This is a genomic window from Pseudomonas sp. Tri1, from assembly GCF_017968885.1.
Taxonomy (GTDB): Bacteria; Pseudomonadota; Gammaproteobacteria; order Pseudomonadales; family Pseudomonadaceae; genus Aquipseudomonas.
This window is the reverse complement of record NZ_CP072913.1, coordinates 3,722,938-3,738,697: the sequence shown is the minus strand read 5'-3', so window position 1 is coordinate 3,738,697 and position 15,760 is coordinate 3,722,938. Positions and strand designations below refer to the sequence as shown.

13 protein-coding genes are annotated in these 15,760 nt (G+C 59.6%); 5 read left to right on the top strand and 8 right to left on the bottom strand.

Annotated features, from left to right (window positions below; all coding sequences use genetic code 11):
* Positions 1-42 precede the first annotated feature (42 nt).
* The 8 genes from J9870_RS15880 to J9870_RS15845 form a co-directional block, all read right to left on the bottom strand.
* On the bottom strand, positions 43-1,518 hold the full coding sequence (locus J9870_RS15880) for a mannitol dehydrogenase family protein (RefSeq protein ID WP_210638959.1): 1,476 nt from the start codon (positions 1,516-1,518) through the stop codon (positions 43-45).
* Between the two features lie 15 nt (positions 1,519-1,533).
* Positions 1,534-2,637, bottom strand: coding sequence for a sn-glycerol-3-phosphate ABC transporter ATP-binding protein UgpC (gene ugpC, locus J9870_RS15875; protein WP_210638958.1), 1,104 nt, complete (start codon positions 2,635-2,637; stop codon positions 1,534-1,536).
* A gap of 39 nt (positions 2,638-2,676) precedes the next feature.
* Positions 2,677-3,507 carry a carbohydrate ABC transporter permease gene (locus J9870_RS15870; RefSeq protein WP_210638957.1) on the bottom strand — a complete coding sequence of 277 codons (831 nt, stop codon included), beginning with the start codon at positions 3,505-3,507 and terminating at the stop codon, positions 2,677-2,679.
* Positions 3,508-3,517: 10 nt separating this feature from the next.
* A complete protein-coding gene (locus tag J9870_RS15865) occupies positions 3,518-4,450 on the bottom strand; it encodes a sugar ABC transporter permease (protein ID WP_210638956.1) in 933 nt (310 codons plus the stop codon).
* 157 nt (positions 4,451-4,607) lie between these two features.
* Entirely contained in the window at positions 4,608-5,918 is a 1,311-nt protein-coding gene (locus J9870_RS15860) for a sugar ABC transporter substrate-binding protein (RefSeq protein ID WP_210638955.1), read from the bottom strand.
* A gap of 234 nt (positions 5,919-6,152) precedes the next feature.
* A complete protein-coding gene (locus J9870_RS15855) occupies positions 6,153-7,058 on the bottom strand; it encodes an AraC family transcriptional regulator (protein ID WP_210638954.1) in 906 nt (301 codons plus the stop codon).
* An 82-nt stretch (positions 7,059-7,140) separates the two neighbouring features.
* Positions 7,141-8,433 carry a glycosyltransferase gene (locus tag J9870_RS15850; protein ID WP_210638953.1) on the bottom strand — a complete coding sequence of 431 codons (1,293 nt, stop codon included), beginning with the start codon at positions 8,431-8,433 and terminating at the stop codon, positions 7,141-7,143.
* A 77-nt stretch (positions 8,434-8,510) separates the two neighbouring features.
* Positions 8,511-8,882: a response regulator gene (locus tag J9870_RS15845; RefSeq protein ID WP_210638952.1), complete on the bottom strand. Its 372-nt coding sequence runs from the start codon at positions 8,880-8,882 to the stop codon at positions 8,511-8,513.
* A gap of 262 nt (positions 8,883-9,144) precedes the next feature.
* Here J9870_RS15845 and J9870_RS15840 point away from each other — a divergent pair, with 262 nt between their 5' ends.
* Genes J9870_RS15840 through J9870_RS15820 form a run of 5 tightly spaced genes read left to right on the top strand, consistent with a single transcriptional unit; the run spans position 9,145 to position 15,682 of the window.
* Positions 9,145-12,627, top strand: a complete 3,483-nt coding sequence (locus tag J9870_RS15840; protein WP_210638951.1) for a response regulator — start codon at positions 9,145-9,147, stop codon at positions 12,625-12,627.
* Positions 12,627-13,442: a protein-glutamate O-methyltransferase CheR gene (locus J9870_RS15835; protein WP_210638950.1), complete on the top strand. Its 816-nt coding sequence runs from the start codon at positions 12,627-12,629 to the stop codon at positions 13,440-13,442. The genes J9870_RS15840 and J9870_RS15835 overlap by 1 nt, the downstream gene beginning before the upstream one ends.
* A complete protein-coding gene (locus J9870_RS15830) occupies positions 13,439-14,026 on the top strand; it encodes a chemotaxis protein CheB (RefSeq protein WP_210638949.1) in 588 nt (195 codons plus the stop codon). Before J9870_RS15835 ends, J9870_RS15830 begins: the two co-directional genes overlap by 4 nt.
* Positions 14,027-14,031: 5 nt before the next feature.
* Positions 14,032-15,312 carry a hybrid sensor histidine kinase/response regulator gene (locus tag J9870_RS15825; RefSeq protein ID WP_210638948.1) on the top strand — a complete coding sequence of 427 codons (1,281 nt, stop codon included), beginning with the start codon at positions 14,032-14,034 and terminating at the stop codon, positions 15,310-15,312.
* Positions 15,305-15,682 (top strand): response regulator, encoded by a 378-nt coding sequence (locus tag J9870_RS15820; protein WP_210638947.1) that lies wholly within the window; start codon positions 15,305-15,307, stop codon positions 15,680-15,682. Before J9870_RS15825 ends, J9870_RS15820 begins: the two co-directional genes overlap by 8 nt.
* The last annotated feature ends 78 nt before the right edge of the window (positions 15,683-15,760 follow it).

Here is a 15,760-nt window from a genome sequence, read left to right as displayed (position 1 = left end):
CGTCCGTTGAGGTGTTCCCACGCAGAGCCTGGGAATTAAGCCTCAGTCGGCCAGTATCCGCTCAAGCGTGCGCGTCACACCATGCTCACGCAAGCTGTTGCAGCACCATTCGAATGCTGCCACGAACTCTGGCGAACGGGGGATGGCGGTGCCAAAGATTTCTTCCACTTCCAACATCCGCTGGGTCACCAGTGCATCGTCAGTCACCAGCGCCTGGCAGAATGCTGCCCGTGGGTCCGGGATCGAATACGTCACGCCGTTTTCGTCGACGCCCTTCAGGTACACGGCCCAAGCCGCCACCACCAGCGCCGCGCGGCGGGTTTCGCCACCGTCGGCAATCAAGCGGTTGATGGTCGGCACGGTGAATTTCGGAAACTTCGACGAGCCATCCGAACACACTCGTTCCAACTGGTCGGCGATGGCCTGGTTGGAAAAACGCTCCACCAGGGTGTTCTTGTAGTCGGTCAAGTCGATCCCTGGCACCGGCGCCAGTTGCGGTGTCACGTCCAGGTCCATATAGGCCCGCATGTAACGCACGAACAGCGGGTCATTCATGGTCTCGTGGACGAAGCGATAGCCCTTGAGAAAGCCCAGGTAAGTCAGCGCCAGGTGACTGCCGTTGAGCAGCTTGATCTTCATCTCTTCATAGGGCGAAACGTCATCGGTGAACTGTACGCCGACCCTTTCCCAGGCCGGGCGACCGTTGACGAATTTGTCTTCCAGCACCCATTGCACGAACGGTTCGCAGACCACCGGCCAGGCGTCATCGATGCCATGTTCGTCATGCAGTTGCAGGCGATGGGCGACGCTGGTCATCGGTGTGATGCGATCGACCATGGCGTTGGGGAAACTCACATTGCGGTCAATCCATTGCCCCAGTTCAGCATCGCGCAACGCGGCGAAGGCCAGCAGGGCCTTGCGGGTCACGGCGCCGTTGTGGGGCAGGTTATCGCAGGACATCAGGGTGAATGCCGCGGTGCCGGCGGCGCGGCGTTTGGCCAGGGCGGCGCAGAGGAAACCGAAGACGGTCTTCGGTTCGTCCGGGTGGGCCAGGTCGTGCTGGATCTGCGGCAGGTGGGCCATGAACTCGCCGTTGCTGTCGTCGATGCAATAGCCGCCTTCGGTGATGGTCAGCGAGACGATACGGATCTGCGGGTCGGCCAGTTTGTCGATCAGCGCCTGGGCGCCGTCTTCGGCCAGTAGCATGTCGGCGATGGCACCGATCACCCGGACTTCGGTGTCGTCGGTGTCCCCCAGTTCATAAAGCGTGAAGAGGTAGTCCTGGCTGGCCAGGTCGTCCCGGGCGCGACGATCTTCGGCGCGCAGGCCGACGCCACAGATGGCCCAGTCCAGGTCGGCGCCGGTGTTCATCAGCGCATCGGTGTAATACGCCTGGTGAGCACGGTGGAAACCGCCGACGCCGATGTGGGCAATGCCCTGGCGAATCTCGCTCAAGGAATAGGCGGGCAGAGCGATCTCAGGCTTGAGGTTGTGCAGGTTCTGTCGGTTGAGTTTCATCACAAGTCTCGGCAATCAGGCGGCGGCGCGCAGCGCACGGGTGACCGCTACGCCTTCGGCATCGAATAGGTGGCAGTGTTCGGGGTCCAGGTGCAGGCTCAGTTGCTCGCCGAAACGGCTCGCCAGGTCACCGCGAACGCGCATGGTCAAGGCTTCGCCGGACGCGGTCACGACGTGGCAGAACGTGTCGCTGCCCAGGCGTTCGCTGACATCGGCGGTAACTTGCAGCGTGCAATCGCCCGGTTGTGCCAGGTTCAGGTGCTCCGGACGAATCCCCAGGGTCACCGCGCTGCCAACACTCAGGCTGGCACCGCTCAATGGCAGGCTGATACGGGTTCCGGCGTCCAGCAGGACTTCGCAGCCCTGGCCGTCCAGGCCCGTGACCTTGCCTTTGAGAAAGCCCATTTTCGGTGTGCCGAGGAACCCGGCGACAAACAGATTGGCGGGTTGGTGATACAGCTCCAGCGGCGAGCCGACCTGTTCGATGCGCCCGCCATTGAGCACCACCACCTTGTCGGCCAGGGTCATGGCTTCGACCTGGTCATGGGTCACGTAGATCATGGTCGCCTGCAGCTCCTTGTGCAGCCGGGCCAGTTCCAGGCGCATCTGCACGCGAAGGGCGGCGTCGAGGTTGGACAAGGGTTCGTCGAACAGGAAGATTTTCGGGTTGCGCACGATGGCCCGACCAATCGCCACACGCTGGCGCTGGCCGCCGGAGAGCTGCTTGGGCTTGCGCTCAAGCATCGGCCCCAGCTCGAGGATGCGTGCCGCTTCGTTGACCTTTTTCTCGACCTCGGCCTTCGGCACGCCAGCCAGGTCCAAGGCGAAGGACATATTTTTGCGCACGCTCATGTGCGGGTACAGGGCATAGGTCTGGAACACCATCGCCAGGTCGCGTTTGGCCGGGCTGACTTCGGTGATGTCCCGGCCATCCAGTTCGATAGTGCCGTCGCTGACTTCTTCCAGTCCGGCGATCAGCCGCAGCAGCGTGGACTTGCCGCAGCCCGACGGCCCGACGAAGACCACGAACTCGCGGTCGTTCACTTCAAGGTCGATGCCCTTGATGATGGAGAAGCCTTCGAAACCTTTTTGCAGATTCTTGATTTTCAGGTTGGCCATGATGATGGGCCTCCACTTCTGATTATTGTGTAGGGCGCGTTATTTCACGGCGCCGAAGGACAAACCGCGCACCAACTGTTTCTGGCTGATCCAGCCAAAAATCAGGATCGGCGCGCAGGCCAGGGTCGAGACGGCCGACAATTTGGCCCAGAACAGGCCTTCGGGGCTGGAGTAAGAGGCGATCAACGCCGTCAGGGGCGCGGCTTTGGATGAGGTGAGGTTCAACGACCAGAAGGCCTCGTTCCAGCACAGGATCAACGACAGCAACACGGTGGACGCCAGGCCGCCCTTGGCAATCGGCAGTAGCACGCGAACCATTTCCTGCCACAGCGTGGCGCCATCCAGGCGTGCGGCTTCGAGGATGTCGCGGGGAATGTCCTTGAAGTAGGTGTAAATCATCCAGACCACAATCGGCAGGTTGATCAACGTGTAGATGACGATCAGCGCGAGGCGGGTGTCCAGCAGGCCAAAACTCTTGGCCAGCAGGTAGATGGGCATCAGTACGCCCACCGGCGGCAGCATCTTGGTGGAGAGCATCCACAACAAAGTGCCTTTGGTGCGCTGGGTTTCGTAGAACGCCATGGAGTAGGCTGCCGGCACTGCAATCAGCAGGCAAAGGGCGGTGGCGCTGAAGGAAATCACCACTGAGTTCCAGGCGAAACTGAAGTAGTTGCTGCGCTCATTGATGTGCAGGTAGTTCTCCAGCGTCGGCGCGAAGATGAATTGCGGCGGCGTGGCGAATGCGTCGATTTCGGTCTTGAAGCTGGTCAGCACCATCCAGAAGATCGGGAAAAAGATCAGGATCGCGATGGCCCAGGCCAACGTGCCCAGCAGCAGGCTTTGCAGGCGACGGGATTGTTGAAGAGTCATGGCGACGGCCTCAATGCTTGTCGGTGAGGTTTTTGCCGATCATCCGGACCAGGATGATGGCGGCGATGTTGGCGATGACCACGGCAATCAGACCACCGGCCGAAGCCATGCCAACGTCGAACTGCACCAGCGCCTGGTTGTAGATCAGGTAGGCAAGGTTGGTCGAGGCGTAGCCAGGGCCACCATTGGTGGTGGTGAAAATCTCGGCGAACACCGACAGCAGGAAAATCGTCTCGATCATCAGCACCACGGCAATCGGGCGGGCCAGGTGCGGCAGGGTCAGGTGCCAGAAAATCGCGATGGGGCCGGCACCGTCCAGGCGCGCGGCTTCTTTCTGTTCCTGGTCGAGGGACTGCATGGCGGTCATCAGGATCAGGATCGCGAAGGGCAACCATTGCCAGCTCACGATGATGATGATCGACAGCAACGGGTAGTGGGCCAGCCAGTCCACCGGTTGCGCGCCGAACAGTTTCCACACCGCAGCGAGAATCCCCGAGACCGGGTGGAAAATCAGGTTTTTCCAGATCAGCGCGCCCACCGTGGGCATGATGAAGAAGGGCGAGATCAGCAACACCCGGACGATGCCGCGGCCGAAAAACTCGCTGGCTTCCAGCAGCGCACTGATCAACACCCCGAGCACGATACTGATCAGCAGCACGCTGCCCACCAGCAACAGGGTATTGGTCGCGCCGGGCATGAAGCCCGAGTCGGTGAGGAAATAAGTGAAGTTCTCCAGCCCCACGAATTCGTTTTCGCCGGGGTAGAGCAGGTTGTAGCGGATCAGCGAGAAATAGACGGTCATGCCCAGCGGCACGATCATCCACAGCAGCAATAAGGCGACCGAAGGGCTTACCAGGAACCAGCCGGGGTTGGCCAGGCGGGTCTTGCGCGCCGGTTGCTGGAGTTCGATGGGGGCTTTGGCGGTTGTCGTTGAGCTATTCATGGCATTGAACCGATTTTTGCGGGCCTATGAAGATCCACTGTGGGAGCGAGCTTGCTCGCGATAGCGTCGTGTCAGTCACTCGCAATATTGGCTCGCAGGCCCTCATCGCGAGCAAGCTCGCTCCCACAGGAATCGGGAGCGGGCCTTGATGAGCTGACTACTTGGGATACCCAGCGCGTTTCATCTCGCGTTCGGTGGTGGACTGTGCGGCGGTCAACGCCTGGTCCACGGTCTGCTGGCCGGTCAGCGCGCCCGAGAAGAATTTGCCGACCTGGGTGCCGATGGCCTGGAACTCGGGAATGGTTACCAATTGGATGCCGATGTAGGGCACAGGCTTGAGGGTCGGTGCTTTCGGGTCGGCGACTTTCAACGACTCCAGGGTCACCTTGGCAAACGGCGCGGCCTTCATGTAGTCGTCGCTGTAGGTCGAGGTGCGTGTGCCCGGCGGTACGTTGGCAATGCCGTCGGTCTTGGCGACCAATTGGCCGTACTCCTTGGAAGTCGCCCAAGTGGTAAAGACCGTGGCGGCTTCCTTGGCTTTGGAGCTGGTGGGGATTGCCAGCGACCAGGAGTACATCCACGAGGTGCCTTTGTCGGTTTTTTCGTGGGGGGCGAAGGTGAATCCAACGTGATCGGCCACCTTGCTCTGGGTCTTGTCGGTGACGAACGAACCGGCGACGCTGGCATCGACCCAGATCGCGCATTTGCCGCTGTTGAACAGTGCCAGGTTTTCGTTGAAACCGTTGCTGGAAGCACCCGGCGGGCCGGATTTCTTCATGTTGTCGACGTAGAAGTTGAGCGCGTCTTTCCACTCGGGGCCATTGAATTGTGGCTGCCACTTCTCATCGAACCAGCGCGCACCAAAACCGTTGGCCAGGGTGGTGATGAGCGCCATGTTCTCGCCCCAACCGGCTTTGCCCCGCAGGCACAGGCCATACTGTTCCTTGCTCTTGTCGGTGAGTTTTTCCGCGAACTCACCGATCTGGGTCCAGGTCGGGTGTTCGGGCATGGTCAGCCCGGCATCCTTGAACAGGTCGGTGCGGTAATAGGTGATCGAGCTTTCGGCATAGAACGGCAGGGCGTAGAGCGAGCCCTTGACCGACAGGCCTTCGCGTACCGATGGGAATATATCGTCGAGGGCGTAGCTGGCTGGCAGGTCCTTCATTGGCTCCAACCAGCCTTTGGCGCCCCAGAGTGCGGCTTCGTACATGCCAATGGTCAGTACGTCGAACTGCCCGCCCTGGGTGGCGATGTCGGTGGTCAGGCGCTGGCGCAGCACGTTTTCTTCAAGCACCACCCAGTTCAGCTTGATATCCGGATGTTCGGCCTCGAAGGTTTTCGAGAGCTTTTGCATGCGGATCATGTCGCTGTTGTTGACGGTGGCAATGGTGAGGGTCTGTGCGCCGAAACTGACGCTGCTGAGGGTCATGCAGGTGGAGACAAGCAGAGCTTTTACCGAAGGTTTCATCGCGCACTCCTTTTCCGCGCCCAGAAGGCTGCGGAAGGACAGTTATTGTTTTTGTGTCTTCCGGATGAAGGGAAGAATGTGCGCTGATTACAGCCCTCAATGGACGGCGTGACAAATCATCCGTCGCACTTATGCTGATACTTTTTTGCACTGGATAAGGTTTCAGGCGGGGAATTCATCTGTGGCGAGGGAATAAATCCCCTCGCCACAGGAGCGGGTTGTGCCTGAGAACGGTCAGCCCTGGTTCTGCTCGGTCAGCCGTTGCACCGCCAGCCGCCGGTAGTGGGAAGGGGTCATGCCCTTGAGTTGCTGGAAACGTCGGTTGAAGTTGGAAATGTTGTTGAAACCCGATTCGAAGCACACGTCCGTCACCGGTTTATCGCCATCGGCCAATAATTCGCAGGATTTACTGATACGCAGGCGATTGACGAATTCGATGAAACACCGGCCGGTGGCCTGTTTGAACACCCGGCTGAAGTAGGTGGGTTTCATGCCCAGGTGTTCGGCGACTTCTTCCAGGGACAATTCCCGGGCGTAATGGGCGAAGATGTAATCCACCGCGCGGTTGGTGCGGTCGATGCTGTGCTCGTCCGTCGATTGCGGGGTCGTGGCGCCGGAGAGCAGTTGGTAGTCGTCCGTGGCGGCCAGCAGCTCCATCAGAATGAAAAAATGCCCCAGGCGGCTCATGCCCCGGGAATCGGCGATGCGTTGCATCAGGATCATGGCCTGGCGGATGGTGCGTTTGCAGCGAAACTCGATACCGTACTGGGCGCGTTCAAGCAATGGTGCGACGGTCTTGAGCTCGGCAAACACCTGGTGGCCGCTTTCGAATAACTCATCGGTGAAATTCACCAGCATGTCGCGCTTGGGCACCACTTCGTCCTCGGCCACCTGGCTGATCCAGTTGTGGGGCAGGTTGGGGCCGGTCAGAAACAGCGACTGCGGATAGAAGTTGCCGATGTAATCGCCAATGAACACTTTGCCGGAACTGGCGACGATCAGGTGCAGCTCGTATTCCTTATGGAAATGCCAGCGCACCAGCGGGCAGGGGAAGCCGTGCTGGCGATAGATGATGGACAGCCCGTTATGGTCGTCCATCAACTCGTAGGAAGGGTCGGTGACTCTGGCTGTTCGGGTCATTTGCCTGGCGCTTTTTTTGTTATCGCCGCTGGATAATGCCCCCTTCGCCGCACAGGTGCCACCCCGGATGGGATATTGGTGCCTAGCTGTTGCGGTTTTTTTCTTCGATCCACTGGGACATGTATTGGGTGCTCTTGTGCTGGTGGTGACGCAGCATGCTGCCGGTGAAATTGTCCCGGCGTCGTTGCGCAAGCTCGGCACGGCAGGCCGTGATGCTTTCAATCAGCGCCGGGCCATGTACCCGTCGCTGATAACGGTTTGCCAGCAAGTCCAGGCCGGCATCCTGGGCCTTGGTCCAGCGCGCCGGGTCGCTGTACAGCTGCACTGCGGCGCGGGCAATGTCTTCGGCGCTTTGGGCAATCGACCCAGGCCAGGGCAGTTCACCGTGCATGGCCTCGGCGCCGATGGGCGTGGTGACGTTGGGCGTGCCGCAGAGCATGGCCTCGATCAGTTTGCCCTTGATGCCGGCGCCGAAACGCAATGGTGCCAGGCAGATACGTGCCGCCGACATCACCTGCAAGGCGTCTTCGGCCCAGTTCATGATGTGGAAGCCCTGGGCCGGGTTGTGCAGCGCGGCAGCCTTGGGTGGGGTGTAGGCCCCGTATAGATGCAGTTGCGCACCGGGCAGTTGCTGACGGATCAGCGGCCAGATGGCGTTTTTCATCCAGAGCACCGCGTCCCAGTTTGGCGCGTGGCGGAAGTTGCCGATGCTCAAGAAGTGCGCCCGGTCTGCGAACGGCACGAGCGGCTCACTCGGCAGGTCGAGCATCAGCGGGCACCAGAGCAGCAGGCTGCGAGGCAACTTGAAGTGTTCCACCAGCAGTTCGATTTCAACCTCGGACACCATCAGGTTGAGGTCGCAGCGATACAGGGCGGCGATTTCCCGTTGGGCCAGGTCGGTGCCGGCCATCAGCTCGAATTCGTCATGCAGGGCGGGGGCGAACAGGTCGCTGAAATCCTGGGAAGCGTCGTCGGCTTTCAAGCGATCCTTCAGGCGATGATGGCGAGCGTGACGCAGACTTTGCAGATCGGAGGTCTCCAGCACACGCAGGGCGTCGGGGCAGTTTTTCTCGACACGCCAGCCGAACTGTTCCTCCATCATGAACTGGTCGAACAACACGATATCCGGAGCCAGCTCACGGATGAACGCGTCGAAACGGCTGCTATTGAGTTCGATCGGCACTTCGCGGATGCCCAGTGCGACCAGGTCCGCGCGGTTTTCGCCTGGGTTTGCCGGGCTGCTGAACGTAATGTCCCAGCCTTGCCCGAGGAAGGTTTCCAACAGTTGCATGACATGTCCGCCGGCCGCCGATGAGCGTGGCTCGGGCCAGACATAGCCGATAACCAGGACCTTGGTGGCGGTGGGATGAGGCATGAGCAGGTATTCCCTAGAGACGAATCAGGCGCAGTCGGCGCGCGGGGCGCCGATAGTGACCAAGAATCCGTTTGGGCTCAAGCAAGAATGCTTTTGACCTTGTCACGCAATTGATCGATGGAGAAGGGCTTGCCGATCACTGCCATGTCCTCAGGCACATCAATGCTTTCGGCATAACCACTGGCAAACAGAATGGCCAGCCCCGGGCGTACCAATCGGGCCTGCTTCGCCAGTTCGCGACCGTCCATCACCGGCAGGCCGACATCCGTCATCATCAGGGCGATGGGTTGTTCGTCGTCGCGCAAAAACGCGAGTGCCTGTTCACAACCGTCCGCTTCCAACACCTGGTATTCCAGCTCTTCCAGCACATCGACGATCAACATACGCACAATGTCGTCGTCTTCGACGACCAGGATGCAAGGCTGAGTGGCGGAAGAGGGGGTGGACATAATAGGTATTCTCAAAAAAAGATGGGGGCGGGACGGGCACAAAAAAACGGCCTCATGCATGAGTAAGTTGCGAGGCGGCACAAGTTCCCTGAGTTGTACAAGAAAGGATCTATAGTACAAGAGCTGACAAGGATAGTCGCTTCCTTGCTACAAGGCTGAACGCCGTGGGATTAGTGTCTTTGTCTCGTCAGAAATGTGGATCCAACCGATGTTTTTCGGGCACACTCCACGGTCTTCAACTGTCCACCAAGGCCCTTATTCCATGACTCCTTCGTCTTCGGTTGACGAGCAAAGTTTTCGTAAACTCTTGATCCGCAATATCAGCCTGCCACTGGGCATGGGTGCCCTCAGTGCGGTGTTTTTCATCGTGCTGATCACCTATCTGCTGTCGGTGATCCAATGGGTCGGGCACACCGACCGGGTGATCAACAATGCCAACGAAGCGCTCAAACTGAGCGTGGACCTGGAAACCGGCATGCGTGGCTACCTCTTGAGCGGCGACGAGCATTTCCTCGACCCCTATGAAGTCGCCAAGCCGCGTATCGCCGTTGCGCTGGATACATTGCTGGAATTGACAGCCGACAACCCCGTTCAGACCGACCGCCTGCACAAGGTGCAAGCGCTCCAGGTGGAATGGGCCAGCTACGCCCAGAGCATGATCGACCTGCAACGCAGCAGCGGCGATTACCGGGGGGCGGTGAAGGCCGGGCGTGGCAAGCGTTTGACCGACGAAATCCGTAAGACTTTCGAAGACATCGTTGAAACCGAACAGCATCTGCGGGCGGCGCGCAACGACGAGGTGCGTACCACTACCGTCTGGAGCATTACCCTGTATCTGCTGTTCGTTGCCGCCGTCAGCGGATTGCTGGCCTACGTTGGCCGCCGGGACCTGTTGACCCTGTCCAGCAACTACAGCGCGAGCCTGAAAGTGCAGCAGCAGAGCGCTTTACACCTGGAGAAACAGGCTTGGCTGCGCAATGGTCAGACGCTGTTGGCCGAGCAGGTCCTGGGGCAACTGACGTTGAGCCTGCTGGGACGCAACATCCTGCAGTTTTGTGCGCAATACATGGGTACTGTCGTGGCGGCACTGTACGCGCGGGAAGAAAATGGCCAGCTCAAGCGCGTGGCCACGTATGGCATGTCCCGGGAGGAGGACGAACGGCATCAGGTGATCGTCGCCGGCGAGGGCATTGTTGGCCAAGCCGTACAGCAAGGGCGGCCGATCCGCTTGGATGATGTGCCCAGAGATTACCTTAAAGTCAGCTCCGGATTAGGCCAGGGCTTGCCCAACAGCGTGGTCGTGGTGCCGACCAGCGACGACGATCGGATCAACGGCGTCATCGAACTGGGTTTCCTGCGCCCACTGACTGACCGCGACCTGGAACTGCTTGAGCTGGTGGCCGGCAACATTGGTACTTCCATTGAGGCGGCGCGTTATCGTCAACGCTTGCAGGAAGTACTGGCCGAAACCCAACAGTTGAATGAGGAACTGCAAGTCCAGCAGGAAGAGCTCAAGACGGCCAACGAAGAACTGGAAGAACAGTCGCGCATTCTCAAGGAATCCCAGGCTCACCTGGAAACCCAGCAACAGGAACTGGAGCAGACCAACGAGCAACTGGCCGAGCAGCGTGATGCCATGGACCAGAAGAACAGCGAACTGAACCTGGCCCAGATCCAGTTGCAAGAACGTGCCGAAGAACTGCAACGCTCGAGCAAGTACAAGTCCGAGTTCCTGGCCAACATGTCCCATGAGCTGCGTACGCCACTCAACAGTTCGCTGATCCTGTCCAAGCTGCTGGCGGAGAACCCGCAGAAAAATCTCAGCGAGGAGCAGGTCAAGTTTGCCGAGTCGATCTACTCTGCGGGTAACGACCTGTTGAACCTGATCAACGACATTCTCGACATCTCCAAGGTCGAGGCCGGGAAGCTGGAAGTGCGCCCGGAAAACACCAGCGTGCCGCGCCTGGTGGAGGGGTTGCGCGAGATGTTCATGCCGTTGGCGGCAGAAAAGGGCCTGGGCTTCGAGGCAGAGGTGCTGGCCGACGCACCGTCGATGCTGTACACCGACCGCCAGCGCCTGGAGCAGGTGATCAAGAATCTGCTGTCCAACGCCGTGAAGTTCACCGAGCGGGGGGCCGTGCGCCTGTCCGTGGTCGGTCAGCCGGGTTCAGGCATTGCCTTTATCGTGCGCGACTCCGGCATCGGCATCGCTGCCGACCAGCAGCAAAGCATCTTCGAGGCCTTCCGCCAGGCCGATGGCACCACCAACCGCCGTTACGGCGGCACCGGCCTGGGGTTGTCGATTTCCCGAGACCTGGCCACGCTGCTGGGTGGTTCGATCTCAGTCACCAGCGAACCAGGACAGGGTAGTGTGTTCACACTGGTCTTGCCTGAGCGCTATGTCGAGCCGGGGCCAACCCCCACCGAACCGAGAGTCTTCACACCGACGGCCACCGAGCCGACGCCGGGCGCCAAAAAACCGGCCCCGGCACCGCTGACCGCCCAGGTGGACACACCTATCGCTCGGTTCGCCGATGACCGCGACAAGGCCCCGTTCGACACCCGCTGCATCCTGGTGATCGAAGATGAGCCCGAGTTTGCCCGGATCCTGTTCGACCTGGCCCACGAACTCGGTTACCAGTGCCTGGTGGCCCATGGCGCCGATGAGGGCTTCGACCTGGCCTCGCACCTGAGCCCCGACGCGATCCTGTTGGACATGCGCCTGCCGGATCATTCCGGGCTGACGGTGTTGCAACGGCTCAAGGAACAGGCCGGAACCCGGCATATTCCGGTGCACGTGATTTCCGTCGAGGACCGCGTCGAAGCCGCGATGCACATGGGCGCCATCGGTTATGCGGTCAAGCCGACCACCCGCGAAGAGCTCAAGGACGTGTTCGCTCGCCTGGAAGCCAAACTGACCCAGAAGGTCAAGCGGGTGCTGCTGGTGGAAGACGATGACTTGCAACGTGACAGCATTACCCGCCTGATCGGCGATGACGATATCGAGATCACCGCCGTTGGCTTGGCGCAACAGGCCCTGGACCTGCTGCGCACGAATGTCTACGACTGCATGATCATCGACCTCAAGCTGCCGGACATGCTGGGCAATGACTTGCTCAAGCGCATGTCCACCGAGGAGATCTGTTCGTTCCCACCAGTGATCGTCTACACCGGGCGTAACCTGACCCGTGATGAAGAGGCCGAGCTGCGCAAGTATTCGCGTTCGATCATCATCAAGGGCGCCCGCTCGCCAGAGCGCCTGTTGGATGAGGTGACACTTTTTCTGCACAAAGTCGAATCCCGGTTGTCCCATGAACGGCAACGGATGCTCAAGACTGCCCGCAGCCGTGACAAGGTTTTCGAAGGCCGCAAGGTGCTGCTGGTGGACGACGATGTGCGCAACATCTTTGCCCTGACCAGTGCCCTGGAGGCAAAAGGGGCGATCGTGGTCATCGGCCGTAATGGTTATGAGGCGATCGAACGCCTGAATGAAGTCGACGACATCGACCTGGTGTTGATGGACGTGATGATGCCGGAGATGGACGGTTTCGAAGCCACCGCGCTGATCCGCAAGGACCCGCGCTGGCGCAAGCTGCCGATCATTGCCGTAACGGCCAAGGCCATGAAGGATGATCAGGAGCGCTGCCTGGCGGCGGGTTCCAACGATTACCTGGCCAAGCCGATCGACCTGGATCGTCTGTTCTCGCTGATTCGCGTGTGGTTGCCGAATATGGAAAGAATTTAGTGGAACGTGACACTGACATTGAACTGCGTTTGTTGATCGAAGCGATCTACCTCAAGTACAGCTACGATTTTCGGGACTATTCCGGCGCGTCCATCAAGCGCCGGGTCCACCATGCGCTGAGCCAGTTCGAGTGCAAGACCATCTCGGCGTTGCAGGAGCGGGTGCTGCACGACCCGGGCGTGTTCATGCAATTGCTGCAATTGCTGACGATCCCTGTCAGCGAGATGTTTCGCGACCCCTCGCATTTCCTGGCGATTCGCGAGGAAGTGGTGCCGCTGCTCAAGACTTACCCGTCGATCAAGATCTGGATCGCTGGGTGCAGCACCGGGGAAGAGGTCTATTCCATGGCGATTCTATTACGTGAGGAAGGCCTGCTCGACCGTACGCTCATCTATGCCACCGATATCAATCCCCGCTCGCTGGAAAAAGCCAAGCAGGGCATTTTTTCCCTGGAAAACGTCCGGACCTACACGCAAAACTACCAGCGTGCTGGAGGCCGGCGATCGTTTGCCGATTACTACACCGCCGCCTACGATTACGCGATGTTCGACAAAACCTTGCGTGAGAACGTGACCTTTGCCGATCACAGTCTGGCAACTGACAGTGTTTTTTCAGAAACTCAATTAATTTCGTGCCGTAACGTATTGATTTACTTCAATAAGAAACTGCAAGATCGTGCGTTCGGATTGTTTCACGAGTCTCTCTGCCACCGTGGTTTCCTGGTGCTGGGCAGCAAGGAGACGCTGGACTTCTCAGCTTATGGCCATCAGTTCGAAGCGCTGGTCAAACAGGAACGGATCTATCGCAAGTTATGAACCATACGATGGACAGATCCAGGTCCCGAATCCAGGCCATTGCCGTCGGCGCATCCGCTGGCGGCGTCGAAGCGCTGCTCAAGGTATTCGGCCAACTGCGCAAAGGTTTCAGTGTGCCGATACTGGTGGTGCTGCATTTGCCGGATGAGCGCCAGAGCCAACTGGCCCAGGTGTTTGGCTATCGTCTCGCCGTGCCGGTGGAGGAAGCCCAGGACAAGCAGGACGTCGTGCCCGGCACCTTGTACGTGGCTGCGCCCGGCTACCACTTGTCGGTCGAGGCCGACCGCAGTTTGTCGTTGAGCCTGGAGGACCCGGTGCATCATTCGCGGCCGTCCATCGATGTGCTGTTCGAATCGGCGGCCGATGTCTACGGCCCGAACCTGCTGGCGGTGGTCCTCACCGGTGCCAACAACGACGGTGCCAAGGGCTTGGCCAGGGTGCGGGAGCTGGGTGGCATCACGGTGGTCCAGGATCCCCGGGAGGCACAGGTATCGACCATGCCCGAAGCGGCGCTGGCTTTGCATGAGCCCGACCATATCCTTACTTTGCAAGACATCGGCCAGTTGCTGGCCGGGTTGGAATGAACCACATGCCAAGAGATATTCAAGCCAAGCTGCTGATCGTGGACGATCTGCCAGAGAATCTGTTGGCCCTGGATGCATTGATCAAACGCGACGACCGGGAGGTCTTCAAAGCCCTGTCGGCTGATGAAGCACTGTCGCTGCTGCTACAGCATGAGTTTGCCCTGGCCATCATCGATGTGCAGATGCCGGGAATGAACGGTTTCGAGCTGGCCGAGCTGATGCGCGGTACGGAGAAAACCCGTAGCATCCCGATCATTTTTGTCAGCGCCGCCGGTCGTGAACGCAACTATGCCTTCACCGGCTATGAAAGCGGGGCGGTGGACTTTCTGCACAAGCCGCTGGATACCCACGCGGTCAAAAGCAAGGTCAATGTGTTCGTCGAACTCTATCGCCAGAGAAAGGCGATGAAGGAGCAGGTCGTTGCCCTGGAGCAGAGTCGCCGGGAGCAGGAGATTCTGTTGCAGCAGTTGGAAGCCACGCGCAGCGAGCTGGAGCAGGCGGTGCGGATGCGTGATGACTTCATGTCGATCGTCGCCCACGAGGTGCGTACGCCCCTCAATGGCCTGATTCTCGAGACGCAACTGCGCAAGATGCACTTGGCCCGGGACAACGCCGCGGCCTTCAGCCTGGACAAGGTGCGGGCGATGGTCGAGCGCGACGAACGCCAGATCAAGAGCCTGATCCGATTGATCGAAGACATGCTGGACGTCTCTCGGATTCGCACCGGCAAGTTGTCGATCCGGCCTACGCGTTTCAACCTGACGGCGCTGGTGCAGAACCTGCTGCACAATTTCCAGCCGCAGATCGCGGCGGCCGAATGTTCATTGATCTGTACCGCAGAGCCGGCGGTGGAGGGCTTCTGGGATGAGTTTCGGATCGAGCAGGTGGTGTCGAACCTGCTGACCAACGCCTTGCGCTACGGCGGTAAGAGCCCGATCGAGGTACGCGTCTACAAGACCCCTGGCCATGCTTGCGTCGAGGTCCAGGATCACGGCATCGGCATCAGCGAAGAAAACCAGCGGCGCATCTTCCAGCAATTCGAGCGGGTATCCTCCAAGGCAGTCGCCTCCGGCCTGGGCCTGGGCCTGTACATCTCCGAGCAGATTGTGTCCGCTCATGGCGGGACGATCACGGTCAACAGCCGCCTCAACGAAGGGGCGTTGTTTCGTGTTTGCCTACCCTTGCAGAAAACGGCCTTGCACAAAACCGTCGAACAGACGCAACCTCTGGGTGACCCTAAGGTCGTATCAGCAGCTATTGATCGAACAAAGGCTTCTCATGAGTGAAGATGCGCAAGACGTTGTACTGATTGTCGAGGATGACCCGTCGATCCTGATGGTGTTGTCTGCTTATTTATCAGGTGAAGGGTATCGGATACTGCAGGCAGAAAACGGCGAGCAGGCGTTCGAGATCCTGGCGAGCAAACCCCACCTGGACATGATGATCACCGACTTCCGCCTACCGGGCGGCATCACCGGCGTGCAGATCGCTGAACCGGCGGTCCGATTGCGCCCCGACCTGAAAGTCATCTTCATCAGCGGCTACGCGCAGGAAGTGCGCGACACCGACAGCCCGATCACCCGCAAGGCTCCGATCCTGGATAAACCCTTCGACCTGGATGAGTTGCAACACATCATGCAGTCCATGCTGTCGTAGGTTTTGTTTGGACCGGGGACATGGCTTGTGGCGAGGGGGCATCCCCTCGCCACAGGTTTACCACCCTGGACCCGATCG

Excerpts from the sequence above, each read along its gene's own strand:
- J9870_RS15840 (WP_210638951.1), top strand. The coding sequence starts at position 9,145 with ATGACTCCTTCGTCTTCGGTTGACGAGCAAAGTTTTCGTAAACTCTTG.
- ugpC (WP_210638958.1), bottom strand. The coding sequence starts at position 2,637 with ATGGCCAACCTGAAAATCAAGAATCTGCAAAAAGGTTTCGAAGGCTTC.
- J9870_RS15855 (WP_210638954.1), bottom strand. The coding sequence starts at position 7,058 with ATGACCCGAACAGCCAGAGTCACCGACCCTTCCTACGAGTTGATGGAC.
- J9870_RS15825 (WP_210638948.1), top strand. The coding sequence starts at position 14,032 with ATGCCAAGAGATATTCAAGCCAAGCTGCTGATCGTGGACGATCTGCCA.
- J9870_RS15820 (WP_210638947.1), top strand. The coding sequence starts at position 15,305 with ATGAGTGAAGATGCGCAAGACGTTGTACTGATTGTCGAGGATGACCCG.
- J9870_RS15860 (WP_210638955.1), bottom strand. The coding sequence starts at position 5,918 with ATGAAACCTTCGGTAAAAGCTCTGCTTGTCTCCACCTGCATGACCCTC.
- J9870_RS15865 (WP_210638956.1), bottom strand. The coding sequence starts at position 4,450 with ATGAATAGCTCAACGACAACCGCCAAAGCCCCCATCGAACTCCAGCAA.
- J9870_RS15880 (WP_210638959.1), bottom strand. The coding sequence starts at position 1,518 with ATGAAACTCAACCGACAGAACCTGCACAACCTCAAGCCTGAGATCGCT.
- J9870_RS15845 (WP_210638952.1), bottom strand. The coding sequence starts at position 8,882 with ATGTCCACCCCCTCTTCCGCCACTCAGCCTTGCATCCTGGTCGTCGAA.
- J9870_RS15850 (WP_210638953.1), bottom strand. The coding sequence starts at position 8,433 with ATGCCTCATCCCACCGCCACCAAGGTCCTGGTTATCGGCTATGTCTGG.
- J9870_RS15830 (WP_210638949.1), top strand. The coding sequence starts at position 13,439 with ATGAACCATACGATGGACAGATCCAGGTCCCGAATCCAGGCCATTGCC.
- J9870_RS15870 (WP_210638957.1), bottom strand. The coding sequence starts at position 3,507 with ATGACTCTTCAACAATCCCGTCGCCTGCAAAGCCTGCTGCTGGGCACG.